Below are 23,372 nucleotides of genomic sequence, written 5' to 3' on the forward strand. Positions count from 1 at the left end.
GGGCTCTCCGGTCACGCCGGGATCGCGGCCGGATCGCTGAGGATCGCGCCGGTGAAGCTGGGGCGCAGGTAGAAGCCGCGCGGCAGCGCGGCGATCATCTCCCCGTCGCGTCCGAACGCGAGCGTCCGCGAGCGCCCGCTCGCGGCCTTCGGCCGCACCTGGAGCCAGCGCCCCGCGTGCGCGGTGAGCGCCTCGACGGCGCCGATGCCGATGAGCCCCATCAGGTCTTCGAAATCGGCGCGCAGGACGCGCTCCTGCGCGTCCGTCGGCCGCCAGAGCCGCGGGGCGCCCAGCCGTCGCTCCTCGCTCGGCCGGCCCGGAGCGGCGATGATCGGGACCCAGAGCACACAGGCGAGCTTCGCGCGAGCGCGCGACGTCTCCCACTCCGCACGATCGGCGTCCGACAGCGAGATCGAGCAGACGAACGTCGACTCCTGCGGCGCCCCGGTGACCTCGACGGGGATCGTCTTGAGCTCGATCCCGAGGTGGGGAAAATCGGGCCTCGACGTCGAGCCGGCCGTCGCGCCGAGCGCGCGCTCGACGAGCGTGCCGGCGGCGCCCTTCGTGCGCACGCCGCCTCGGGGCACGGCGCAATCGAGCGCGCGTGCGAGATCGGCGAGCGTCAGGCCGGCGAGCGCGGCCGCCCGGCACCGGAGCTCGGCTTCGTCGCGAGGCGGTTTCAGCGCAGAGACCAACGACGCCGCCCTTAGAGCATCGCGGGGCGCGATTCCAGCGCTCAGCCGCGATCGAGAAAGGTTGGCCGCCGGGGTGCGCCGGGACGTCGATGGGGATCGAGCAGCGCTGACCCGGGGGCCATGGCGGCCTGATACGCGGCCCCCCGAACGCGCCGCCGAGAAACAACCTACTGCTTAAATCCTTCTTTGAGCCGACAGGATTCAGAGGAAAAACGCATCAGGAATTTCCTGTATGGACTTTCCGATGTCCACCGATGCTGGGCCTGGCAGCGCGCTCGTCGTCGAGCGGCCATCTCAGGTCGGCGAGCTGGCCGGTGATCCGCAGCAGCATTTCCCTCAGGGAGGAGGCGTTCGCGCGATCGTTCGGGTTGTGTCGTAAACAGGCATACATGAACGCCGCGATGTCTGCGGTCCTCGGATCGTCGGCGATGCGCTTGATGGGCGCAGGGAGCCCGTCGTGCGTGACGTGCGCCGTGATGAGCGCGACCTCGGTGGGCGCGTCGAACAGCGTCTTGCCGGTGAGGATCTCGTAGGCGAGGCAGCCGAAGCTGTAGACGTCGGCCGTGAGCGGCGTCGGCGTGACCCCGGCGGGGACGACGCCCCAGATCTCCGGGGCGCCGTAGCAGCCGGTGGCGCAGCCAGGGCGGATGTGGCGGCCGGCGAGGCCGAAATCGACGAGCACGGGCTCGCGTCCCCCGCGCAGGATCACGTTCGTCGGCTTGATGTCGAGGTGCCCGACGCCGACGGCGTGCATGGCTTCCAGCCCGGCGAGGATGCCGTCGAGCAGCGCCACCGCGCTCCGCGAGGTGAGGCCTCGAGCGTCGAGCAGCTTGTCGCAGCGGATGCCCTCGATGAGCTCCATCACGAGGATCGGCTTGGGGCGGGCGCCCGCGTCGAACGTCACGAAGCCGGCGAGGTTCGGGTGATCGGGCAGCGAGAGCAGCGCGCCCGCCTCCTCCCGGAACAGGCGGAGGAAGTCGGCCTCCGAGACGCTCCTGGCCGCCGTGTGATCGTACTCCGGCACCTTGAGGGCGAAGCGCTCCGCCGACGGATCGTGTCGTTCCTCGGTGCGGGTGACGACGAACACCGTTCCCAGCGAGCCGCCGCCGAGCTGGCGGTGCACGTAGAAGCCGCCGAGCGTGCGCCGGCTCGGCAGCCACGCCGGCAGCGGCTGCTCGGGCAGGGCGACGGCGCTCGGCGCGCTCTGCCGCCGGACCGGGAGCAGCAGGACGCGCGGCACGACGAGGGCGACCACGTCGGCGAGCGCGCTCGGGATGCTCGCGCGCGCGGCCGAGACGAGCGCCTCGATCGGCGCCGCGACGCTCGGCTCCGCGTCGCCTTCCTCCTGCAGCGCGACCTCGATGGCGAGGCGCAGCGGCTCGGTCGCGCCGGAGGGCGCGGAGGCCGGGTGCTCCCCGCAGCGCCGGCGCGCGCCCGCGGTCAGCTGCGCGAGGCGCGTCAGGGCCTCGTCCAGGGCGGCGAGCGGCGAGGCGTCCGCGTCGCCGTCGCCCGCGCCGGTCAGCGCGCTGAGCGCGCGGGCCGCGTTCATCGCTCCGAGCGCGCGCGCGAGGCGGGCGAGCGCGCCCCGCACGATCTCCGTGCGCTGCGACGCGCCCGCAGGGAGCGCCGTCACGAGCGCCTCGATGGCGGCGATGCGCTCGAGCGCCACGCGCGCGCGCTCGGCCTCGGCGAGCTCCGCGTCGAGGCCGCCTTGCCGGGTCGACCGGCGCGACGCCGCGGCGTCGCCCTCCGGCGCGCGCGCGCCGCCCTCGCGCCCGCCGCGCGCGAACCGCGCGTAGGCGCGCAGCAGCTGGGCGACGTCCGGGTGCATGCTCGCCTGGCCGAGCACGTCGAGGTCGTCGGGGTCGCCGCCGCGCATCGCCGCGTGCAAGAAGATGTCGGCCGCGTCGGCGGCGCCTTCGCGCACGAGCGCGTCGAGGCCGCGGGCGACCGAGGCGGCGATGGCGCGGCGGAGCGACGAGCCGCGTTCGGCGCGCAGCCGGTCGAGCAGCACGCCGATGGCGCCCGTCCAGCGGGCGAGCACCCGCGCCTTGAGCTCCGGCTCGCTGCCGAAGTCGGTGCTCTCGCCGTCGATCAGGTGGATGAGCGCGCGCAGGTTGCGCTGGTGCACGGTGACGTGCAGGGGCGGCGAGGCGCTCGCCCGGGCGGCGGGCCCCTCGGCGCGGAGCAGCCAGCGGGCGAGCCGCTCGTCGAGATCGTCCAGGGACGCGACCCCGGTGGCGTCGTCGCTCGGCCGCCGGTTCAGGAGCAGGAGGCTCTTCAGCAGGCCGGAGCCGAGCAGCTCGGCGTCCAGCTCGCGCACGAGCCCCACCGCGGCCCTGCGCGCCGCGGTGCTCTGCGCGTCGTCGTGCTCGCAGAGCTCGATCTCCTCGAGCGCGCCCACCACCTCGGTCGCGAGGGCGTAGGCCTCGAGCGCGCGGCCGTGCGCGTCGCGCGGGCCGGTCTCGACGAACGCCGCGACGGCGCTGTCGAGCGCGCCGCGCAGCAGCGCCACCCCGGCGCTGTCCATCGAGAGGTCGCGGTGGATGACGCGCGCCAGCGCCGCGAGCCCGTCGTCGCGGACGTGCGCGCTGGGCGGGGCCTCGAGCGCGTCCTCGAGCGCGCGGGCGCAGCGCGCCGCGGCGCGGGCGCCGAGCGGCTCGCCGCGGCTCATCACGCCGCGTAGCTCGCGCCGGAGCTCGACGATCGCCTCGGCGGTCGCCATCGGGGACGTGCGCGCGATCTCGTCGAGCAGCGCGTCGGCGGCCTCGGGCTCCGCGTCGGCCGCGACGGGGAGCCCCCAGGCCATCGCCGTGGCGATGCCCGGGTCCGCGGCGAGCAGCGGGCTCCGGAGCAGCTCGATGGCGCGTCCGAGCGCGCCGTCCGGATCCACCGCGATGCTCGCGGCCAGCGACGCCGCGCCGCGCCGCCACTCGGTGGGGGAGAGATCCTGGGCGAGCAGCGCGCGCACCTCCTCGGCGAAGTCGGGCAGCACCCCGGCGAGCAGCCCTCGCGCCGCGGCGACGTGGCGCCACACGAGCGGCTCGCGATCGGCGAGGAGCGTCTGCCAGGCGAGCGCGATCCCGTCGGCGCTGCGGTCGAGGTCGCGCCGCCGCCCGTCGCCGACGTTGCGGAACAGCCGGAGCGGGAGATCGTCGCCCTGCATGGCCCGGCGGGTCGCCTCGCGGGCGGCGCGCTCGATCAGGCGCGCGGCGAGCCGTCGCTCCGGGAGCGAGCCGGTCGACGGCGCGGCGATCCAGTCGCGCGACAGCTCGCGCCGCGAGGCGAGCAGGAGCGCGAGCGGTTCGACCGGGATGTCGGTGCCGGCGGGGAGCCAGAGCGAGAGCATCACGCGGGCGCGGATCCCTGCCCCGGACAGGCCGCGGGCCGAGCCGGCCGCCATGCGCGTCGCGAGGGCGACGAACGTCGCTGCGTTGCCGGCATAGAGCTGTCCGAGCACGCGCCTGCCCAGCTCGCGCCGCTCCGGCCCGAGCGGGAGCGCCCCGGCGATCTCATAGAGCGCCACGCTCGCCGCGGCCGGCGCGAGCCAGCTCAGATCGTCGAGCAGCCCGTCGGCCATGGCGGTCTGGACGCTCCGGAGCAGGCCATCCGGGCTGAGGGAGTCGAGCGGGGTCGATCCATCGAGCGCATCGACCAGCGCCAGCGAGGCGATCGTCTGCCGGAAGAGCGCGCGCCGGACGTTCGGGTCGTCGTGGGACGTGAGGTCGACGAGCCCTTCGAGGTATTCCGCGCGCGGTCGCATCGGCAGGTTGCGCAGTCTAGCGCGACGACGCGCCGGCCCCCCTCCCACGCCGCTGCAATCCTCGCCCTTCATGGAACCTCCCACCTCGATCCGGAGCGCATGCCGCTCCACATGGCTCCGAGAGAGCTACCTCCCCCTACGATGATCGGACCGGCCGGAGGCGCGCCCCCGCCGCGCGTCCCGCCGCCTCGCCCCGGCGAGCACGTCATGGCGGGGCGAGGAGCCAGCCCTGTTGAGGATCGATTTCGTGCAGAAGCGGGTCCTCTCGCGTCCGGCCGCCTGGGCTGTCGGCGCGCGCGTGGGGCAAGTGGCAGAGCGCTCCAGGCCGCGCCACGCGCGTTGAGGACGCAATCCACGCATCCTGCGCAACGCACCGCACCCCACGGACCGACTGGGTGGAAGTGGGCATCGAAGTGGGTTAAGCGGCAGCGCGTACGGGGCCTCGTCGCCCTGCGTGTTCGCCGCGCGATGTCGCGACCGAAGAGCTGGAATGCAAGGAGACGTGGAACAGGGCTTCTCTCTCGACCTCGACGCGTTTCGCGCGGCGTACTCGCGGTTCCTCGCGCCGGCGGGGGACGCGGCGCCGCGCATCCTGCTCACGGGGCACTCCCACCAGGCCTGGCCGGATGTGGCGCGCGACGCGCTCTCCGCATGCTTCGACGATGCCGCGCGGCTCGTCGACGGCAAGTGGGACGCCGCGGTGTTGCCGAGGCTCTCGGCGGTCGGCGCGGCGATCCTGGAGCGGATGGGCTTCGAGCGCGGCGACGCCATCGCCTTCGGCCAGAACACCCACGAGCTCGTCTACCGGCTGATCACGTCGCTCCCTCGGCGCGAGCGGCTTCGGATCGTCACCACGCAGGGCGAGTTTCACTCGCTCAGGCGCCAGCTCGCCCGCCTCGCCGAGGAGGGCGTCGAGATCGACTGGGTGAGCGTCGAGCCGCGCCACGCGCTCGCCGACCGGCTGCTCGCCGCGCTCCGGCCGGGCACCTCGATGCTCGCGATCTCGGCCGTGCTCTTCGAGAGCGCGACGGTGGTGCCGCGGCTCGACGAGGTCGTCGCGCGCGCGGCCGAGATCGGCGCCGTCCCGCTCGTGGACGCCTACCACGCGTTCAACGTCGTCCCGCTCGCGTGGGGAAGCGCGGCGCCTCACGTCTTCGCGGTCGCGGGGGGCTACAAGTACGCGGCGATGGGCGAGGGGGTCTGCTGGATGCGCGTCCCGCACGGCTGCGGGTTGCGCCCGGTCTTCACCGGCTGGTTCGCCGACTTCGGCTCGCTCGCGGGCAGCAGCGGCGGCGTCGCGTACGCGCCCGGGGGCGCGCGATTCGCGGGCTCCACGTTCGACCCCTCCGCGCTCTACCGCGCCGCCGCGGTGATCGAGCACTGGGATCGCTTCGGCCTCACCGTCCCGCGGCTGCGCGCGATATCGCTCCGGCAGACCGGGCGCATCCTCGACCTCCTCGACGCCGCGGGCCGCGGCGGCGACGTCGTCTCGCCCCGCGAGCCCGAGCGCCGGGGCGGCTTCGTCGCCGTTCGCTCGGCGCGAGCGGGCGACGTCGTGGAGCGCCTCCGCGCCCGGCGCGTGCTCGTCGACGCCCGGCGCGACGTGCTCCGCATCGGCCCCGCGCCTTACCTCACCGACGCCGAGATCGACCAGGGCGTCGCGGCCCTCGTCGAGGAGCTCGGTCGCTAGCGCCCTGGCGGCGTTCTCGTCGGGACGATCAGGGGTCGCTGTGGACGCGCGGCGCGTCGGGGTACAGCGACCGGAGCCCGCGCCAGGCGACGTCGGCCGCGCTCTCCGCGGGCTCGGCGAGATCCCACTCCAGGTAGAGCTTGTCGCCGTCGTAGCAACCGAAGCTCGTCGACAGGCAGAGCAGCGGCTCGCGCTCGGTGGCATACCCCTCGCGCGCGACGTCGTGCCCGTAGATCGCGACGCGAGCGTCCGGGTCGATCGCGCGGAGGAAGGCATAGGCGCGGTCGCTCGATGTGCTCCGTGCCCAGAGCAGCGCGCCGAGCGTCCCGTGCAGGCTCATCTCCGAGAGCGGCACGTCGAGGAACCCGTCGAGCGGGAGCCGATCGAGATCTTGCCGGCTGTGAATGCGGGCGTGCGGCGCCGCGTGGAGCATGACGAGCCGGGCCGTGCGCGCGGCCGCCACGAACGGCCACCCGCGGAACCAGCTTCGCATCGCCAGCGTGTCCTCCGGGCCGAGGAGATCTTCGAGCCGCAGCGCCTCGTCCGGGAAGAATTTCGCCACGACCGGACCTCCCACGTGCGCGTGCTCGTGGTTTCCGAGCAGGTAGTGAACCCTGCCGGGGTGGCGTTCCGCGAGACTCCTCGCCTTTTTCAACAAGGTCACGGAATCGCCCCGATAGAACGAGCCCAGGTAGTCGGGCCATTCACCCTCGTCGAGCTCGGGTCCGTGGACGAGGTCGCCCGTGATCACGAGGACCGCGCCGTCACGGCCGGTCGCCGCCTGCTCGAAGACCTCGGCGATTCGCTCGAAATCCGCGACATTGCCCTGGAAGTCGGTGGCGACGATCAGTCTGCCCCGATCAGGGAGGTCGACGACACGCTGCACGTCTCCAGCATAGCCGAACGTCCCTGCGTTCGCCTCGCGTGAACTGAGCCCATCCGACCCGTGAACTCCGGCCGGCTGCCACGCCACGCCCTCTGCCAGATCGTCCAGATTTGACGAAATACTACAATATTACTGTCACTTGGCTGAGGTTCTCGCTCGGGCTAGGCTCGCAGTCGTATGCAAAACCGGAAACTTTCAGCGTGGGTGGACGAGGTCGCCCATCAGACGCGGCCTGATCGGGTCGTCTTCTGTGACGGCTCCGAGGCGGAGAACCGAACGCTGATCCAGGGGATGCTGAGCGACGGTACGCTCCTCGCGCTCGACGGGGAGAGATACCCCGACTGCTATCTTCACCGGAGCGACCCGACCGACGTCGCCCGGACTGAGCACCTCACGTTCATCTGCACTCGCGACAAGGAAGACGCGGGCCCGACGAACAACTGGATGTCGCCGGACGAGGCCTCGCAGCGGGTTGGACGGCTGTTTGACGGGGCGATGAAGGGGCGGACGATGTTCGTCGTCCCGTACCTGATGGGCCCAGTGGGGTCGCCCTCGGCGAAGGTCGGAATCGAGATCACCGACAGCCCTTATGTCGTGGCGAGCATGCGGATCATGACCCGTATGGGCCGTGTCGCGCTCGATGCGCTGGGCAGCTCCGATGACTTCTGCAGGGGGCTGCACTCGCTCGGGGACCTGAGCCCCGAGCGCCGCTTCGTCTGCCATTTCCCGGCGGAGCGGCTCATCTGGAGCGTCGGCTCCGGGTATGGAGGCAACGCGCTGCTCGGGAAGAAGTGCTTCGCGCTGCGCATCGCGAGCACGATGGCGCGCGATGAAGGGTGGTTCGCGGAGCACATGCTCATCCTCGGCCTGGAGGACCCGGGAGGGAGGGTGACGTACGTCTGCGCGGCGTTCCCGAGCGCCTGCGGGAAGACGAACCTCGCCATGCTCGTGCCGCCGGCGTCCCAGAAAGGGTGGAAGGTGTGGACCGTCGGCGACGACATCGCCTGGCTGCGGATCGGCCGGGATGGCCGGCTCTGGGCGATCAACCCCGAGGCCGGCTTCTTCGGCGTGGCGCCGGGGACGAGCTCAAGGACGAACCCGAACGCCCTGGCGACGCTGGCCCGGAACTCGATCTTCACGAACGTGGCGCTCACGCCGGAGGGGACGCCGTGGTGGGAAGGCTTCGACGGTCCGGTGCCGCCCGTGCTCACCGACTGGAGGGGACGCCGGTGGACGCCCGATAGCGGGGAGCCTGCGGCGCATCCGAACAGCCGGTTCACCGCGCCGGCCCGCCAGTGCCCGTCCATCTCGACGGAGTTCGACGCCGCGGCGGGCGTGCCCATCTCGGCCATCGTCTTCGGCGGACGGCGCGCGCGGCTCGCGCCGCTCGTCTGCGAGGCGCGCGGCTGGGCCCACGGCGTCTATCTGGGCGCGACGATGGCCTCGGAGACGACCGCGGCCGCCACCGGGAAGGTCGGGGTCGTCCGCCGCGACCCGATGGCGATGCGCCCCTTCTGCGGATACAACATGGGCGATTACTTCCGGCACTGGATCGAGCTCGGCGAGAACCGCGCGGCGTTCCCGAAGATCTTCCACGTGAACTGGTTCCGGCAGGGCGAGGCGGGCGCGCTCCTCTGGCCAGGCTTCGGCGAGAACCTCCGCGTCCTGCGCTGGATCGTCGCGCGCGTGCGCGGGGAGGCGAAGGGACACGACACAGCCGTCGGGATCATGCCCACGGACGGCGAACTCGACACGAGCGGCCTCGGCGTGAACGACGAGGCCATGCGCGAGCTCTTCGCCATCGATCGCGACGCGTGGCTGGAGGAGGCGCGCGATCGCGAGGCGTTCCTGGAGTCGTTCGGCTCGCGGATGCCCGAGGCGCTGCTCCGGCAAAACCGCGAGCTCATGGCCCGGATCCGGGCGTGAGCTAGCGCCGTCGAGAGCGGTTCACGCGGGGTTCACGCGCGATTCACGCCCGATTCACGCCACGTATCACCCCGCTCGTCCGCGCTGCGTGGCGAGAACGGTCGGGAATGTCTTGACGCCGGCGCAACCAGGCCCACACAGTTCTTTCAGAAAATTTTGAAACTTTCATGAGCCACGCAAGCGACATCCATCGCCAGGCGGAGCTGCTCGCGGCGGATGCGATCGGCGACGTCATCGAGCACTGGGGCTTCCGCCGGGTGCTCGGGCGGATCTGGACCGTCCTGTTCATTGAAGGCGGAGCCCTCTCCGCCGCCGAGATCGGCGAGCGGCTGCAGGTTTCTTCCGGCGCAATGAGTATGTCGCTGACAGAATTGCAAAGGTGGGGTGTAGTACGAAGAGTATGGAAACCGGGCGAGCGGAAGGAGTTCTTCGAGGCCGAGACGGACTTCTGGAAGATGATTTCCAAAGTGTTCGCCGAGCGCGAGCGGCTGATCGCCGACTCCGTGAGGGAGCGCCTCGAGCGGGCTTCGGCGCTGCTCGAGGGCCTGCCTCCCACCGACGCCGCCCGGTTCAGCCTCGATCGAGTGGAGCGGCTCCTCTCGTTCGTGATCGTCGCGCAGGCGGCGCTCGACGGGTTCATCAAGAGCAGGACCGTGGATTTCTCGCGGTTCGGGGATCTGGTCCGGTTCCCCATCCGCGCCGTGCGTTCCCGGCGAGGCGCCTAGCGGGACCGTGATTTCGGAGAGCTCGACCGTCACGGGGGCCCCGCGCGGTGCGGGGCGCAGCGTGCGCTCGTGCTTCCAGGTGGAGATGGGATGACTGCGACTACAACGTTTACTGGGACGGTCCAGCGGAGCGATGTCGTCTCGAGCCTCGGAGGCATGTGCGCTGGGCGAGGGCTCGACGCGCTCGCTGCGCGCCTCGCGGAGCTGAGGCGCCTGCTCGACGGGGACCTCGGCGACATCGAGCGCGAGATCGAGAAGGTCGGGCTGGACGGCGAGACGCCGGCGCACCAGAGCGCGCGGCACCTGCTCGGCCTGAACGGCAAGCGGCTGCGGCCCATCTGCGTCGCGCTGGCCTCCCACATCGGGAGCGGCTTCAACGACGCCGCGCGGACGTTCGCGGTCGCGGTCGAGCTCGTCCACAACGCGACGCTGCTGCACGATGACGTCGTCGACCTCGGCGACCGCCGGCGCGGCGCGGACGCGGCGAGGGTCATCTACGGCAACGCCGCCTCGATCTTCGGCGGGGACTACCTCCTGCTCGACGCGCTCTCCAAGATCCAGGCGGTCGGCATGACCGACGTGCTCGAGCGGGTGCTCCTCGTGATCAAGGAGATGGTCGTGGCCGAGGCGCTCCAGCTCGCGTCGCGGGGCCGCGTGCGCACGAGCACGAGCGAGTACTTCCAGATCGTCGACGGCAAGACGGCGTCGCTGTTCCGCTGGGCGATGTTCGCAGGGGCGCGCGCGGGCGGCGTGAGCGAGCCGCTCTGCAAGGCGCTCGAGAGCTTCGGGACGAGCCTCGGGGTCGCGTTCCAGCTCGTCGACGATGTCCTCGACTTCGCCGGCGACCCGGAGGCGACCGGCAAGGCGCTGCTCACGGATCTGCGCGAGGGCAAGATGACGTACCCGCTGCTCCTCGCCATGGAGCGCGACCGCGAGCTCACGCCCGCCCTCGAGGCGCACTGCGCGTCGGAGGACGCGGCCGTCGAGCCGGAGCTCGGCCGGCGTATCGCGCACATCATGGTCGAGAAGCGCGTCGTGGACGACTGCCTGGAGCTCGCGTCCCGGCTGTGCGGAGACGCGGTGCGGAGCATCGAGCCGCTCCCGGAGAGCCCGGCGAAGGCGGCGCTGGAGGGGGTCGCGATGTCGACGCCCCGGCGGAAGCGGTGAGCGGCGATGACGAACCCCTTGATGCAGTGCGCGGGGCGCGCGCCCCGCTCGCGAGCGCGCGCGGCGCGCGGAGACACCCGATGAGCCAACACGTGTCCAGCCGGATCAGCGGCTTCTACAAGCGGTGCCTCGAGGAGCGGCTCCGCGCGATCCAGGCGCTCGGTCTGCTCGACGAGGAGGCGCTCGCGCACCTCGCCAGCGGGGGAGGGCTGCCGACGGCGGTGGCCGATCGGATGTGCGAGAACGTCATCGCGACGCACGCGCTCCCGCTCGGCCTGGCGCTGAACTTCCGCGTGAACCAGCGCGACGTGCTGGTGCCGATGGCGGTGGAGGAGCCGAGCGTCATCGCCGCCGCGTCGAACGCGGCGCGCATGGTCCGGCGGTCGGGCGGCTTCTCCGGCGAGGCGGACCCGCCGATCATGACCGCCCAGGTCCAGCTCGACGACGTGCCGGACGCGGAGGCGGCCGCGGGCCGGCTGGAGGCGGCCCGCGCGAGCCTGCTCGCGGCCGGGGACGCGGCCATCCCCAGGATGGTGGCGCGCGGCGGCGGCTGCCGCGATCTCGAGGTGCGCGTCCTCTCGGCGGAGCTCGGCGTGCTCGTCGTGCACCTCTACGTCGAGGTCGGCGACGCCATGGGCGCGAACCTGGTCGACACCGTCGCAGAGGCGGTGGCGCCGCTCGTGCAGCGCATCGCGGGCGGGACGCTGGGCCTGCGGATCCTCTCCAACCTGACCGTCCGGCGCCTCGTCCGGGTGACGGCCACCGTGACGGACGACGCGCTCGGGGGCGCGGACGTGGCGAGCGGCATCGCGCGGGCGAGCCGCTTCGCGGAGCTCGATCCGTACCGGGCGACGACCCACAACAAGGGCTTCATGAACGGGCTCGACGCGGCCGCGGTCGCGCTCGGGCAGGACTTCCGCGCCATCGAGGCGGGCGCGCACGCGTACGCGGCGATCGGCGGCCGGTACCGGCCGCTGAGCACGTGGGAGCGCAGCCCCGGCGGGCTCGTGGGGCGGGCGGAGCTGCCGCTCGCGGTCGGCACGGTGGGCGGCGCGACCGAGGTGCACGCGGGCGTGCGCGCAGCGCTGCAGCTCGTGGGCGCGAAGAGCGCGCGCGAGCTCGCGGTGGTGCTGGCGTCCGTCGGGCTGGCGTCCAACCTGGCGGCGCTGCGCGCGCTCGCGAGCGAGGGCATCCAGCGAGGCCACATGCGGCTCCACGAGCGGAAGCGCGCGATCGGCGGCACGTCGACGGCGGGCGGTGAGTCCGCCCCGCCGCCGTCCGGCGAAGGCAAGCGGTTCGCCGCAGAGCGAGCCGAGGCGCCGCGCGCGGTGCACCAGGCGGGGAGCGGGACATGAGCGAGGCGAGCCAGGATCAGGCGCCGCGCGGCGGGCGCCGCTTCGGCACGGGCGAGATGTTCGACGGCATCGCGGAGCGGTACGACCTCCTGAACCGGGTCATCTCGCTGGGGCTCGATCAGGGCTGGCGGCGGCGCGCGGTGCGCTCGCTCGAGCTCTCGCCCGGCGCGACGGTGCTCGATCTCGCGACCGGCACCGCCGATCTCGCGATCGCGATCGCGCGGGAGCACGAGGTGAAGGTCATCGGGGTCGATCCGTCGCAGGGGATGCTCGGCGTCGGCCGCCGGAAGGTGGAGGCCGCGGGGCTCGCCGGGCGGATCGATCTCGAGGTCGGCGACGCGCAGCAGCTCCAGCTCGGCGACGCGAGCGTCGACGCCATCTCGATGGCGTTCGGGATCCGCAACGTCCCGGATCGCGCGCGGGCGCTCCGCGAGATGGCGCGCGTCACGCGGCCCGGGGGGCGCATCGCGATCCTCGAGCTCAGCGAGCCGCGCAGCGGGCTCATGGGCAAGCTCGCGCGCTTCCACATCCACACGGTCGTCCCGTACGTGGGCGGCGCGATCTCCGGCAAGGACGAGTACCGGTACCTGCAGGACTCGATCGCGAGGTTCCCGCCTCCGGACGAGTTCGCGGAGCTGATGCGCGGCGCGGGGTTGCGCGTGCTCCGCGTGGAGCCGCTCACGATGGGCGTCGTGTGCCTCTTCGTCGCGACGCCCGAGGGGGCCTGAGGTGCGCGCGAGAGAGGGCCTCGGGGGGCGGTGATGGGCGGGTCGAACCTCCACTCTGCCTGGGCGCAGCTGTTCGTCCGCGCGCTCGCGCAGGCCGGGGTGCGCGACCTGGTCCTCTGCCCCGGCTCGCGCTCCACGCCGCTCGCGATCGCGGCGATGGAGAGCGACGAGGTGCGCTGTCACAGCGTCGTCGACGAGCGCGCCGCCGCGTTCTTCGCGCTCGGGCAGGCGCGCGTCACCGGACGGCCCAGCGTCTTCGTCTGCACCTCGGGCACCGCCGGCGCGCACGCGCTCCCGGCGATCATCGAGGCGCACCAGAGCTTCACCCCGTTCATCGCGATCACGGCCGACCGCCCGTGGGAGCTCGCCGACGCCGCGGCCGCGCAGACCATCGATCAGACCAAGCTCTTCGGCGACCACGTCCGTCACTTCGCCGAGCTCGGGCTGCCGGATCCGTCGCCCCTCGCGTTGCGCGCGGTGACGCGCATCGCGGCCCAGGCGGTCACGCGCGCGCTGTCGCCGACGCCGGGCCCGGTCCACATCAACGCGCGCTTCCGAAAGCCGCTCGAGCCTGTCGACGCGGCCGGGCCCGAGCCATGGCAGGCAGACTGGGAGGCGCTGATGCGCCGCGCCGGCACGCGGGTCGTGTCGGCCCGCGCCGGGGTCGATGGACGCGCGATCGAGGAGCTCGCCGCGCGCTGCGCGCGCGCGGAGCGGGGGCTCATCGTGTGCGGCCCCGCCGAGAGCCGAGAGGACGACGCGCGCGCGCGCCGCGCGGTGCTCGCGCTCTCGCGCGCGACAGGCTTCCCGGTGCTCGCCGAGGGCACGAGCCAGATCTGCTTCGGCGGCCTCACCGAGGGCGTCGTGATGCCGGCGTCGTTCGACTCGTTCCTCCGCGCGCCCGAGTTCCGCGCGGCGAACGTGCCCGACCTCCTCCTCGAGCTCGGCGCCCCGCCGACGTCGGCCGGCTACGCGACCTACATCGCCGAGCACACGAGCGCCCGCCGCGTCGTCGTCTCCGCGCACGGCTGGAACGACCCGACGAGCGCCGCGGCTGCCCTCGTGATGGGCGAGCCCGTGGAGGTGTGCGAGGCGCTCGCGGCGCGCCTCGCCGGCGCGGCGCTGAGCCTGGGGCGCGGGCGGCGGGACTGGGCCGCGACGTTCGCGCGCGCCGGCGAGATCGCGGCGGCGCACGCCGCGCGCGCTTGCGCCGGGGACGAGCTGACGGAGGGCGCCATCGCCCGGATGGTGGCCAGCGCGTGCCCTGCGGGCTCGCTGCTCGCGATCGGCAACAGCATGCCGGTGCGCGACCTCGACACGTACTGCCCGCCGTCGGCGCGCGCGCTGCGCGTGCTGCACCAGCGCGGGGCGAGCGGGATCGACGGCCTCGTGTCGGCGGCGGCCGGCGCGCGCGTGGCGGCCGCCGCGCCGGTGACGTTGCTGCTCGGCGATCTCAGCCTGCTGCACGATCTGACCGGGCTGCTCCTCGCCGCGAAGGCAGCGGGCGACGGCCGAGCGCCGCTCGTCATCGTGATGGTCCAGAACGACGGCGGCCGCATCTTCGAGCACCTCCCCATCGCCAGGCGCGGCGCCGAGCTGCTCGAGCGGTGCTTCACGATGCCGCAGCACCTCGATTTCGCGCCGGCGGCGGCGATGTTCGGGCTCGCCTACGAGCGCGCCGGCACCGCCGGGGAGCTCGCCCGCGCGCTCGCCGCGGGGTACCAGCGGACGGGCGCGACGCTGATCGAGGCGGTGGTGCCGCCCCACGACGGCGCCGCCCGCGTGGCGCGGCTCTGGTCCGACGTTCGTCGCGACGTCGCAGCCCTGGTCAGCGCGCCGGCCGCGGACGGCGCGGCGGCCGATCTGCAGACTCCATGAGCGGCGCGCGCGCCGAGAACCCCGAGCTTGCCGAGAGGGATCCACGATCATGAGCCAGGTCAACGCGAACACGAGTCCCGCACCCGACGACGTCGCGCGCGGCGCGTCCGGCGAGGGCGCCGCGCAGCGCGGGAGCGCTCGCGCCGCCGCGAGGGCGCGCGGGCCCCGCGAGCTGGAGAGGGGATCGTGAGCGCCGCGGCGGCCCCTCAGACGGCGGGCGCAGCGGCGCCGGGTGGCGTGCGCCCCGGCTCGCTCCGGGCGTGGCTCCTCGCGTGCCGGCCGGCGACGCTCACCGCGGCGCTCGCGCCGGTGATGGTCGGGACGGCCGTCGCCTACGCGCTCGGCGGGATGCGGCTCGGCCCGGCGCTCTCGGCGCTCGCGGGCGCGATGCTCATCCAGATCGCGACGAACTTCGCGAACGACGTCTTCGATCACGAGAAGGGAGCCGACACGCACGAGCGGCTCGGCCCCACGCGCGCCGTGCAGGCGGGGCTGCTCACCTCGCGCCAGGTGCGCGCCGGGCTGCTCGTCACGATCGCGCTCACGCTGCCGTTCGGGGTGTACCTGGCGTTCGTGGGCGGGTGGCCCATCGTGGTGATCGGCGTCGTCTCGATCCTCGCTGGCGTCGCGTACACCGGCGGTCCGTACCCGCTCGGCTATCACGGCCTCGGCGACCTCTTCGTGTTCGTGTTCTTCGGCCTCGTCGCCGTCTGCGGTGCGGCGTTCGTCCAGCTCGGCTCGGTCCCGCCGCTCGCGTGGGCGGCGGCCGTGCCGATCGGCGCCATCGCCACCGCCGTGCTCGTCGTCAACAACGTCCGCGATCGCGAGACGGACGTCGTCGCCGGCAAGCGCACGCTCGCCGTCCGGCTCGGGCGCCGCGCGGGCGTCATCGAATACGCGATGCTCTTCGCCGTCGCTTACGCGGTGCCGGTCGCGCTCGCCGTCGGCGAGGGCCGTCGGTGGACGCTCCTCGTGTTCGCGACGTTCCCTCGCGCGGTGCGCCTGCTCCGGGTGCTGGCGACGACCGACGGCCGGCCGCTCAACGACTGCCTCGCCGGGACGGCGAAGCTGCTGCTCGCCTATGCGCTGCTCTTCTCGCTCGGCCTCGCGGCCCAGCTGTAGGGATCATGCGCGTCGTCGATGCCCGCCTCGCGTCCCGGGTCCTCGAGGGCGCGCGCAGGGGCCTCGTGGTGTCGCTCACCGACGACGAGGGGCGCGTCGGCCTGGGTGAGGCCACGCCGCTCCCAGGCTTCTCACCCGACACGGCCGACGACGACCAGCGCGCGCTCGCCGAGCTGCCGGGGGCGCTCGGCGCGATCGACCTGCCGGCCGAGGGCGCTCCGCCGACGGCGACGGCGACGGCGATCCTGCGCGCGCTCGCGCCGCTGACATCGCGGCTGCGGGATCTCCCGGCGGCGCGCTTCGCCCTGGAGACGGCGCTGCTCGATCTGCTGGGCCAGCGCCTCGACCTCTCGTTATCGGCGTGCCTCGGCGGACACGGGCGCTACGCCGACGTCCAGGTGAACGGGCTGCTCACGACCTCGGTGGCGCTGCCGGAGATGCTCGAGCGCGCGCGTGCGCTCGCCGCGCGCGGCGTCCGCGCGATCAAGGTGAAGCTCCGCTCGCGCGGGGAGGACGGCTTCGCGCGCGACCTCGAGGCGCTGCGCGCGCTGCGGCGGGAGCACCCGGGCGTCGAGCTCCGGCTCGACGCGAACGCGGCGTGGTCGCTCGACGAGGCGCCCCGCCGGCTCGCGCTCCTCGCGCCGCTCGGCCCGCGCTTCGTCGAGCAGCCGGTCGCGCCCGAGCTCCTCCATCACCTCGGCGCGCGCGAGGTCCCGTGGGCGGCCGACGAGTCGCTCGCGGTCGAGGGCATGCCGGAGCGCCTGCTCGAAGCGGAAGGCTGCGCTGCGTTCATCCTGAAGCCCGCGATGCTCGGCCTGATGCGCGCGCACGCGCTCGGCTGCAGGGCGCAGGCGCGCGGCATCGACGCCGTGGTGACGCACCTCTTCGACGGGCCCATCGCGCTCGCCGCCTCGTGTGAGCTCGCGCTCGCCTTGCCGCGCGCGCCGCTCGCGTGCGGCCTCGACGCGCACGCCGGCCTGGAGGCGTGGCCCGCGATCCGGATCCCGCAGCTCCGCGAGGGCGGCCTGGTCGCGGCCAGCGATCAGCCCGGCCTCGGCATCCGGCCATGGACGGACTGAGCCTCCTCGATACCGTGCGCGATCCCGCGATCGCCGCCCGGACAGCGATCGTCCTCGGCGGCGCCGAGGAGGACGCGCCGCGCGCGATCGACGTCCCGGCCCTCGGCGTCGGCCCCGGCGGCGCCCTCCGCTTCGACGAGCTGGCGCCCGCGGTCGCGGCCGTATCTGCCCGGCTCGCCCGCGCGGGGGTAGGGCAGGGAGCCCGCGTGGCGCTCGTCGCCCCGAACGCGCTCGGGACCGTGATCGTCCTCCACGCGCTGCTCGCGCTCGGCGCCGTGCTCGTCCCGATCCATCCCCGGCTCACGGCCGGCGAGGCGAGCCTCCTGATCGACGACGCGCGCCCCGACCTCGTGCTGCGCGAGCCTGCGCTCGCCGCCCTGTTCGACGACGCCGCGCCGGAGATCGGCGCGCTCCGCGAGCGCGGGGCGCGCGCCGCCGAGGCCTCGCGCGTCCCGCCGCCGGACCCTTCCGGCGATCTGGCGATCGTCTACACCTCGGGCACCACCGGGCGTCCCAAGGGCGCGGTGCTCTCGCGCCGCGCGTTCCTCGCCGCCGCCGAGGGGAGCGCGGCCAACCTCGGCGTGCGCGACGACGATCGCTGGCTGCTCTGCCTTCCGCTCTGCCACGTCGGCGGCCTCTCGATCGTGACCCGCTGCTTGCTCGCGCGCCGCGCTGTCATCCTCGCGCCTCGCTTCGAGCCCGCCTCGGTGCTCGCCTCGATCGTCCGCGACCGCGCGACGCTGCTCTCCGTGGTGCCGACGATGCTGCTCGCGCTGCTGGAGACCGATCGCGACAACGTCCTCGCCCGGCTCCGCGCGGTGCTCGTCGGCGGCGCGGGCGCTCCGGAGCGGGCGCTCGACGAGTGCGCGCGCCGCGGGGTCCCCGCGCTCACCACGTACGGCCTCACCGAGGCGTGCTCGCAGGTCACCGTGCAACGCCCGCGCGATCCGCGCGCGACAGAGCCGGGCTCCGGCTCCCCGATCGCCGGCGTCGAGCTCCGCATCGAGGGCGCCGGCAGCGACGGCGTGGGCCGCATCGAGATCCGCGGCCCGGTGCTGTTCCGTGGCTACTACCGCGGCCCCGACCGCGCGCCGGAGCTCTCGGTCGACGGCGCCGGGTGGTTCGTCACCGGCGATCTCGGCGCGCTCGACGCCGCCGGGCGGCTGCACGTCGCGGCGCGCCGCAGCGATCTCATCGTGACCGGCGGAGAGAACGTCTATCCCGCCGAGGTGGAGCAGGTCCTCGCGTCCTGCGAGGGCGTCGCCGGCGCGGTGGTGTTCGGCGTGCCGGACGATCGCTGGGGCCAGGTCGTCGCCGCGGCGATCGTCCCCGAGCAGGCCGCGCCGTGCGAGGCGGGCGGCGCCGCACCCTCGCCCGCATTGCTCGGCGACCTCGCGGCCGTCGTCGCGGCGCGGCTCGCCCCCCACAAACGCCCGCGGCGCCTCTGCGCCGTCGCGGCGCTGCCGCTCACCGCGGCGGGCAAGCTCGATCGCGCCGGCGCGGCGGCGCAGCTCGCGGCAGCGCTCGCCCCGTTCCCACCACGCTAGCGCCCGGCGCGCCGTCCAGCGGCCGTCGCTCGGCGTGGCTAGGCGAGCGCGCTGCGCAGATCGCCCGGGAGCGGGCACGGCGTGAAGCGCGCGCCGTCGATGCACACGTGCACGGTCTGCCCGATGGCGGCGACCCGGCCCGCCGTCGTCACGCGGTAACCCACCGTGAACGACGTGTCGCCGAGCTTCGGCGCGAGCACCTCGACCTCGATGGCGTCACCGAACCGGAGCGGCAGGAGGTAATCCGCCTCGGCGTGGACGAGCGGCAGCTTGATCGTGCCGCCCGCGATCATCGCTGGAAGGTCGATGCCTCGCTCCTTCAGCGCGATCATGTACGCGTCGCTGAAATACTCGAGGACCCGCGGATAGAAGACGATCCCGGCCGCGTCGACGTCCTGGAAGCGCACGGCGCGGCGCTCCACGGCGAGGCGCGGCGCGGTCTGCTTGAGCTCATCGACGCTGAACGCGCGCTTCATCGCGCCGCAGGGTAGCGCAGAGACGCCGAGCACGTCGCGAGGAGCGCGGTGCCCCGCCGCACCGCGGCGCCCTCCTTCTCCGGCTCTGACGCGGGCGGTCACGTCGGACCGGCGACGCTTCGCCGGGTCCTTCTCCTGTCCCTTTCTGCTCGCCGTCGTCCGTTTCGCGGTCCATGCTCGCCCGCGATGGCTGACCGACGTCCCGGCGGTCTCGGGGCCGGGTCCCGCAGGCTGCATCGCGCCACCGCGAAGGATCGCGAGCGCCGCGCGATGCGATGCCCCGGGCCCCGAGCGCCGCGCTCCCGCGGCGTGTTCGCGGCGCTCGCTTGCCTCCTGGCGGCGAGCTTCACGGTCGCGTGCGAGTCGGCGCCGGTGTCGACCCCGACGCCGATGCCCTCTCAGAGTCCGCCGGTCGCTGCGCTGCCGCGGCCTGCGTTCGCGGAGACCTCGACGCCGACCGGCCCGGCGCACGCGTCGAACCCGCTCGGCCTCCCGCCGTACCCGATCAAGCTCGAGCCAGGCCGCCGCGTGTTCACCTTCTCGGACCGGATGCTCGCCGGGGCCAAGCTCGGGTCCACGCTCGTGCTGTATGCGGCGACCGTGGTCGGCTTCGACGGCGACGACCTCATCGTCGAGGGGAGGGGTGGACCGTCGTACAAGGTTCACCCGGGCTACGTCATCCCCGTGCCCGACGCGCCCCGCCTCCGGCCCCACGACCCGCTGCTCACGGAGTGGAACGGCGTCATGAAGCACGCCGTCCTCACCCGCTTCGTAAAGGACAAGATCGAGGTCCGCTACACCGACATGGACCCGCGGACCCCGCTCGCGCAGCTCAAGGGCGTTCGCTTCGTCGTGCAGACCGCGGGGCTCACCCCCGGCAACTTCGCCGCATGGAAGGACGGCGACACGTGGCGCCACGTGCTGCTCGTGTCGCGGCTCGGCGGTCCCGCGGCCGAGCCAGGCGCCGTCCTGACGTCGCTATCCAGCAGCTCCGCACGGTGGTTTGCCCTCGGTTATGGCGGCGCCGCGCTGCTCGCCGACGAGTCGGCGCTCCGTCCGCTCCCCGTCAAGCCGCAGCTCAAGATCGGGGCGAGCGTCTGGGCCGAATGGGTCGGCGCGCTGCGCCCCGCCGTCGTGCAGAGCGCCGAGGAGACAGGCCTGTACACGGTCAAGTTCGAGCGCGCCGGGCGGCCGGCGACGGTCGGCTGGGGGCTGCTCACGCCGCCGCTCGAGCCGTAACCGCACGCCACCGAAAGAGCGCGTCGCGCGAGCCGCCACTCTGGCCCGCGGAGCGGTCCTGGCCCATGGCGAACTTCCGAGGTGGGCGAGCGCCGGATCGCGGATCTCTCCGGCCGCGAAGCGGCGATCCGGAGTCGAGCAACGCCGCTCGCACGCAGCGCCAGTGCGCAAGACGCTACGCGTTTTCGCCCGACATGGAGAGTGGTAAGCGCTGTAGTATGGATCTCAGGAGCGCATGGCTGGCGACGCGCCAGTGGGTCCCTTTCACCCTCAGGACCATGGCGTACGGCACCGTGTCTCTGACGCTGGGCCCCCTCACGCCGCAGCGCTCGGCCAGCCTGTGGGCCATGCGACGCTGGTGTCAGGCGAGCGCGCGAGGGCTCGATATCGAGATCCAGACGAGCGGACTCGAGAACGTCCCTCCCGGGGTGTTCGTCTACTGCTCCAACCACCAGAGCCTGCTTGACATCCTTGCCCTCGGCGCCGTGCTGCCGGGTGATTTCAAGTGGGCCGCCAAGCGCTCCCTCATGAAGATCCCATTCCTCGGCTGGCACCTCCGGCTCGCGGGTCATGTGCCTGTCGATCGCACGGTCGGCTCCCGCGCCGCGGTCGAGGCGATCTCGCGGTTCGAGGAGGTGCTCAAGAGCGGCAAGCCGCTGCTCGTCTTCCCCGAGGGGACGCGGAGCGAGGACGGCATCCTCCGGCAGTTCAAGAACGGCGGCTTCTATGCAGCCGTCCGCGCCGGCGTGCCCGTGGTGCCGGTCGCCATCGACGGCACGCACCTCCTCATGAAGAAGGGTGCCCTCGACACCGGCGACGGCACCCTGCGGATCGTCCGCGTCCGGATCGGCGCGCCGATCGCCGTGCGTCAGGACGGCCGCGAGGGCGCGCGGGTCAACGACCTGCGCGAGCGCGCCCACGCCGCGGTGAGCGAGCTCCTCCGCTCGATCGGCGGTCGCGTCGAAGCGCCGGCCGGCGCCGCGGCCGCGTCGGAGGCGCCGGCGAGCGGCGCCCGGACCGAGCAGGCGTCCGGCTGACGGGTCGACGCGCCGGCGGGGCGGGTCAATTGCAGAGGCTGGGGAGCGCGTCGATCTCGGCGAACAGCTCGTCGTAGCCGTCGATGCGACGGCCGCCGTGCGCCTCATCGTCGAACCGGTAGAACACGCGCCGCGCGACCGGCATCACGCCGCCGTTGTCGTAGGCCTCGGCGTCGGTCGCCGTGTTGCCGAAGGCCCATGCGGGCAGCATCTCCCTTCCGTCGAACAGGCGCTCCAGCTCCGCTGTCTTGTACTCCGCGGCGGCGTCGCCCGTCGCGCCTGTCAGGCTCAGCGCGGTGTGCACGATGCCAGGCGGGAAGCCATACGCCTCGAGGAAATCGCGCGTGCGCTGGACGAGCCACTCCGGCCGCGCGGTCAGGTACATCGGGCGATAGCCCTTCGACGTGAGCCGGTGGAACGCCGCCGCGGCGTGCGCGTGCACGCCGGGCAGCTCGCCGAGGAGGAGCGAGGTGAACTCCTCGGTCTCCGTGCCGGTGAGCGTCCCATCGACGTCGCTGACGAACATCGGCGCGCCCCGCGGGACGACCTCGATGAAGAGGTCGGTGCTCGAGAGGTCACCGCGGACGACCAGGTGGACCCGGTGCCGGCCCGGACCGAGCCGCTGCGCCGCGGGGATCTCGAAGTAGACGCGGCCGCCGTCGTCGCTGACGCCCTCGACCGCGCGGTGCGCCGAGTCCGCTTCCGTCGTGGTCGCCGAGCCGAGGCGCTCCCACTCTCCGCCGCAGCCGCGGAGCAGATAGACGTCGACCCGCTCATCCTTCAGGTCCTTGTCCGTGATCCCGTAGGAGAACTTTCCGATGATCCACTGCGGGTCGTCCGGCGTCAGGTAGAGGTCGCGTCCGCGGTGGTTGGGGCTCCCAGCGCCCGCGATGAGGTAGGAAGACGGGTGATTCCACGCGAGCTCCTCGCCTGGATCGGGCGGCGCCGCGTCGCACGCCGGAGGTGGGTTGCAGGAGGCTCCCGGCGCCCCGCCGCCGCTCGAACCGCCGTCCTCGCCGCTCGGCGCGCCGCCGCCGCCATCGCCCTTACCCCCGCCCTCATTCTGGCCCCCGCCGCTGTGCTGGCCGTCGCCATCGCCGCCCCGGCCATCGTCATCGCCTCCCTGGCCACCGCCCCCGCCTCCGTTCGGCGTCCACTCGAGCGTCGCGTCGGCCGATCCGCAGCCGATCGCGAGCGCTGTTGTCGCCATGACAAGTAGGATCCTGGTCTGCATCGGGCCCGAGTGTGACCGAGTCGCCCCCGTTCGAACAGCGACCTCCGGTCGTCGAGGGCCTCCCGGCGGACCGCGCTCGCCCCTTGCGCGCTGGCCCGACTCCGGGCAATCGTAGCGGCCCCAACGATGCCCAAGCCCGATCCGAAGGTCTTGCTTCGCCACGCCGGTGACTATCTCAAGGCGCACCCCGAGGAGATCGCGAGGGCGCTCCGCGGCGCGCTCCGCCTGCGGTTCGGCGTCCCGATCGATGCGCTGCGCTATCTGGCGCGAGAGCTCAGCGGCGGCAAGCGCGCGCCGAAGGACATCGTGATCGAGGCCGCGCCCCCGGGCCTGCGCCTCGCCCTGACGGTGAAGATCATGGGCGCCCCGATCCGGGCCTCGTTCACGGCCTTCGCCGAGGAGCTCGACGTGCGCGCGGACGCGATCCAGGTCGGCCTGCGGATCGCCGACCTCAAGCTGCAGGTGATGGGCGACGAGGCCTCGCCGATCGCCGGGCTGATCGGCTCGGGGGCGATCGACCTGAACAAGCCGGGCGATCTCGTCTCCTTCATGCCCAAGCGGCCCGCCGCGCTGATCGACGCGAAGGGGGACAGGATTACCCTGGATCTCCTCAAAATCCCGGCCCTCGGCGGGAATCCGGCGGTCGTGCGGGCGCTGCGCATCTGCGCGCCGGTGCTCGGTGTCCGTGCGCTCAAGACCAAGGATGACCACCTGGACGTGCACCTCAAGGCCACCCCCTCCGGGGTCGCCGCCGCGATCGCCGCGGTGCGCGCGGGCGTCTGAGGCTCTTTCCGGTGGGGGCCGTCGCCCGCTAGACTTCTCCCT

18 protein-coding genes are annotated in these 23,372 nt (G+C 73.5%); 13 read left to right on the plus strand and 5 right to left on the minus strand.

The features are described 5' to 3' along the window. Positions 1-11: 11 nt before the first annotated feature. Together mutH and WMF11_RS16725 are read right to left on the minus strand one after the other, a co-directional pair. Positions 12-695, minus strand: coding sequence for a DNA mismatch repair endonuclease MutH (gene mutH / locus WMF11_RS16720; protein ID WP_437909381.1), 684 nt, complete (start codon positions 693-695; stop codon positions 12-14). Positions 696-912: 217 nt separating this feature from the next. Further along, a complete protein-coding gene (locus tag WMF11_RS16725; RefSeq protein ID WP_437909383.1) occupies positions 913-4,530 on the minus strand; it encodes a protein kinase domain-containing protein in 3,618 nt (1,205 codons plus the stop codon). 418 nt (positions 4,531-4,948) lie between these two features. Between WMF11_RS16725 and WMF11_RS16730 the strand changes: the two genes are divergently transcribed. Continuing rightward, entirely contained in the window at positions 4,949-6,148 is a 1,200-nt protein-coding gene (locus WMF11_RS16730; protein ID WP_437978135.1) for an aminotransferase class V-fold PLP-dependent enzyme, read from the plus strand. Positions 6,149-6,176: 28 nt separating this feature from the next. Here WMF11_RS16730 and WMF11_RS16735 read toward each other — a convergent pair whose 3' ends face one another. Then, the gene (locus WMF11_RS16735) at positions 6,177-7,034 is read right to left on the minus strand and encodes a metallophosphoesterase (protein WP_437978136.1); all 858 of its coding nucleotides are present in this window, start codon (positions 7,032-7,034) and stop codon (positions 6,177-6,179) included. A gap of 177 nt (positions 7,035-7,211) precedes the next feature. Here WMF11_RS16735 and WMF11_RS16740 point away from each other — a divergent pair, with 177 nt between their 5' ends. The 9 genes from WMF11_RS16740 to WMF11_RS16780 all read left to right on the plus strand — a co-directional run bounded on the left by WMF11_RS16740 (position 7,212) and on the right by WMF11_RS16780 (position 18,561). Continuing rightward, a complete protein-coding gene (locus tag WMF11_RS16740) occupies positions 7,212-8,960 on the plus strand; it encodes a phosphoenolpyruvate carboxykinase (GTP) (RefSeq protein WP_437909387.1) in 1,749 nt (582 codons plus the stop codon). A 167-nt stretch (positions 8,961-9,127) separates the two neighbouring features. Then, positions 9,128-9,685 carry a GbsR/MarR family transcriptional regulator gene (locus WMF11_RS16745; RefSeq protein WP_012235639.1) on the plus strand — a complete coding sequence of 186 codons (558 nt, stop codon included), beginning with the start codon at positions 9,128-9,130 and terminating at the stop codon, positions 9,683-9,685. A gap of 90 nt (positions 9,686-9,775) precedes the next feature. After that, the gene (locus tag WMF11_RS16750; protein WP_437978137.1) at positions 9,776-10,852 is read left to right on the plus strand and encodes a polyprenyl synthetase family protein; all 1,077 of its coding nucleotides are present in this window, start codon (positions 9,776-9,778) and stop codon (positions 10,850-10,852) included. Positions 10,853-10,932: 80 nt separating this feature from the next. Beyond that, complete coding sequence (locus tag WMF11_RS16755) at positions 10,933-12,207, plus strand: hydroxymethylglutaryl-CoA reductase, degradative (RefSeq protein ID WP_437978138.1); 1,275 nt, start codon at positions 10,933-10,935, stop codon at positions 12,205-12,207. Next, positions 12,204-12,935: a bifunctional demethylmenaquinone methyltransferase/2-methoxy-6-polyprenyl-1,4-benzoquinol methylase UbiE gene (ubiE, locus tag WMF11_RS16760; RefSeq protein WP_437909390.1), complete on the plus strand. Its 732-nt coding sequence runs from the start codon at positions 12,204-12,206 to the stop codon at positions 12,933-12,935. Before WMF11_RS16755 ends, ubiE begins: the two co-directional genes overlap by 4 nt. A 33-nt stretch (positions 12,936-12,968) precedes the next feature. Further along, on the plus strand, positions 12,969-14,813 hold the full coding sequence (gene menD, locus WMF11_RS16765) for a 2-succinyl-5-enolpyruvyl-6-hydroxy-3-cyclohexene-1-carboxylic-acid synthase (RefSeq protein WP_437978139.1): 1,845 nt from the start codon (positions 12,969-12,971) through the stop codon (positions 14,811-14,813). 186 nt (positions 14,814-14,999) lie between these two features. Continuing rightward, on the plus strand, positions 15,000-15,935 hold the full coding sequence (locus tag WMF11_RS16770; protein ID WP_437978140.1) for a 1,4-dihydroxy-2-naphthoate polyprenyltransferase: 936 nt from the start codon (positions 15,000-15,002) through the stop codon (positions 15,933-15,935). A gap of 5 nt (positions 15,936-15,940) precedes the next feature. Continuing rightward, the gene (locus WMF11_RS16775) at positions 15,941-17,014 is read left to right on the plus strand and encodes a mandelate racemase/muconate lactonizing enzyme family protein (RefSeq protein ID WP_437978141.1); all 1,074 of its coding nucleotides are present in this window, start codon (positions 15,941-15,943) and stop codon (positions 17,012-17,014) included. Next, a complete protein-coding gene (locus WMF11_RS16780; RefSeq protein ID WP_437909394.1) occupies positions 17,002-18,561 on the plus strand; it encodes an AMP-binding protein in 1,560 nt (519 codons plus the stop codon). Before WMF11_RS16775 ends, WMF11_RS16780 begins: the two co-directional genes overlap by 13 nt. Before the next feature lie 38 nt (positions 18,562-18,599). Here WMF11_RS16780 and WMF11_RS16785 read toward each other — a convergent pair whose 3' ends face one another. Further along, the gene (locus WMF11_RS16785; protein ID WP_437329771.1) at positions 18,600-19,037 is read right to left on the minus strand and encodes an acyl-CoA thioesterase; all 438 of its coding nucleotides are present in this window, start codon (positions 19,035-19,037) and stop codon (positions 18,600-18,602) included. Positions 19,038-19,307: 270 nt separating this feature from the next. Here WMF11_RS16785 and WMF11_RS16790 point away from each other — a divergent pair, with 270 nt between their 5' ends. After that, positions 19,308-20,276 (plus strand): hypothetical protein, encoded by a 969-nt coding sequence (locus tag WMF11_RS16790; RefSeq protein WP_437978142.1) that lies wholly within the window; start codon positions 19,308-19,310, stop codon positions 20,274-20,276. Positions 20,277-20,494: 218 nt separating this feature from the next. Beyond that, positions 20,495-21,313: a lysophospholipid acyltransferase family protein gene (locus tag WMF11_RS16795; RefSeq protein WP_437978143.1), complete on the plus strand. Its 819-nt coding sequence runs from the start codon at positions 20,495-20,497 to the stop codon at positions 21,311-21,313. Positions 21,314-21,338: 25 nt separating this feature from the next. On the opposite strand, the gene WMF11_RS16800 is transcribed toward WMF11_RS16795, so the two are convergent. Continuing rightward, entirely contained in the window at positions 21,339-22,523 is a 1,185-nt protein-coding gene (locus WMF11_RS16800; protein ID WP_437978144.1) for a lipin/Ned1/Smp2 family protein, read from the minus strand. A 150-nt stretch (positions 22,524-22,673) separates the two neighbouring features. Here WMF11_RS16800 and WMF11_RS16805 point away from each other — a divergent pair, with 150 nt between their 5' ends. Then, positions 22,674-23,330 carry a hypothetical protein gene (locus WMF11_RS16805; RefSeq protein WP_437978145.1) on the plus strand — a complete coding sequence of 219 codons (657 nt, stop codon included), beginning with the start codon at positions 22,674-22,676 and terminating at the stop codon, positions 23,328-23,330. Positions 23,331-23,372 lie beyond the last annotated feature (42 nt).

Source organism: Sorangium sp. So ce295, from assembly GCF_051527405.1.
Classification (GTDB): domain Bacteria; phylum Myxococcota_A; class Polyangia; order Polyangiales; family Polyangiaceae; genus Sorangium; species Sorangium cellulosum_B.

What these genes read in the sequence shown, in the direction of transcription:
- WMF11_RS16745 (WP_012235639.1), top strand. Translation starts at nt 9,128, where the DNA reads ATGAGCCACGCAAGCGACATCCATCGCCAGGCGGAGCTGCTCGCGGCG.
- WMF11_RS16740 (WP_437909387.1), top strand. Translation starts at nt 7,212, where the DNA reads ATGCAAAACCGGAAACTTTCAGCGTGGGTGGACGAGGTCGCCCATCAG.
- WMF11_RS16755 (WP_437978138.1), top strand. Translation starts at nt 10,933, where the DNA reads ATGAGCCAACACGTGTCCAGCCGGATCAGCGGCTTCTACAAGCGGTGC.
- WMF11_RS16800 (WP_437978144.1), bottom strand. Translation starts at nt 22,523, where the DNA reads ATGGCGACAACAGCGCTCGCGATCGGCTGCGGATCGGCCGACGCGACG.
- menD (WP_437978139.1), top strand. Translation starts at nt 12,969, where the DNA reads ATGGGCGGGTCGAACCTCCACTCTGCCTGGGCGCAGCTGTTCGTCCGC.
- WMF11_RS16725 (WP_437909383.1), bottom strand. Translation starts at nt 4,530, where the DNA reads ATGAAGGGCGAGGATTGCAGCGGCGTGGGAGGGGGGCCGGCGCGTCGT.
- WMF11_RS16780 (WP_437909394.1), top strand. Translation starts at nt 17,002, where the DNA reads ATGGACGGACTGAGCCTCCTCGATACCGTGCGCGATCCCGCGATCGCC.
- WMF11_RS16750 (WP_437978137.1), top strand. Translation starts at nt 9,776, where the DNA reads ATGACTGCGACTACAACGTTTACTGGGACGGTCCAGCGGAGCGATGTC.
- WMF11_RS16790 (WP_437978142.1), top strand. Translation starts at nt 19,308, where the DNA reads ATGCGATGCCCCGGGCCCCGAGCGCCGCGCTCCCGCGGCGTGTTCGCG.
- ubiE (WP_437909390.1), top strand. Translation starts at nt 12,204, where the DNA reads ATGAGCGAGGCGAGCCAGGATCAGGCGCCGCGCGGCGGGCGCCGCTTC.
- WMF11_RS16805 (WP_437978145.1), top strand. Translation starts at nt 22,674, where the DNA reads ATGCCCAAGCCCGATCCGAAGGTCTTGCTTCGCCACGCCGGTGACTAT.
- WMF11_RS16795 (WP_437978143.1), top strand. Translation starts at nt 20,495, where the DNA reads ATGGATCTCAGGAGCGCATGGCTGGCGACGCGCCAGTGGGTCCCTTTC.
- WMF11_RS16730 (WP_437978135.1), top strand. Translation starts at nt 4,949, where the DNA reads ATGCAAGGAGACGTGGAACAGGGCTTCTCTCTCGACCTCGACGCGTTT.
- WMF11_RS16775 (WP_437978141.1), top strand. Translation starts at nt 15,941, where the DNA reads ATGCGCGTCGTCGATGCCCGCCTCGCGTCCCGGGTCCTCGAGGGCGCG.
- WMF11_RS16785 (WP_437329771.1), bottom strand. Translation starts at nt 19,037, where the DNA reads ATGAAGCGCGCGTTCAGCGTCGATGAGCTCAAGCAGACCGCGCCGCGC.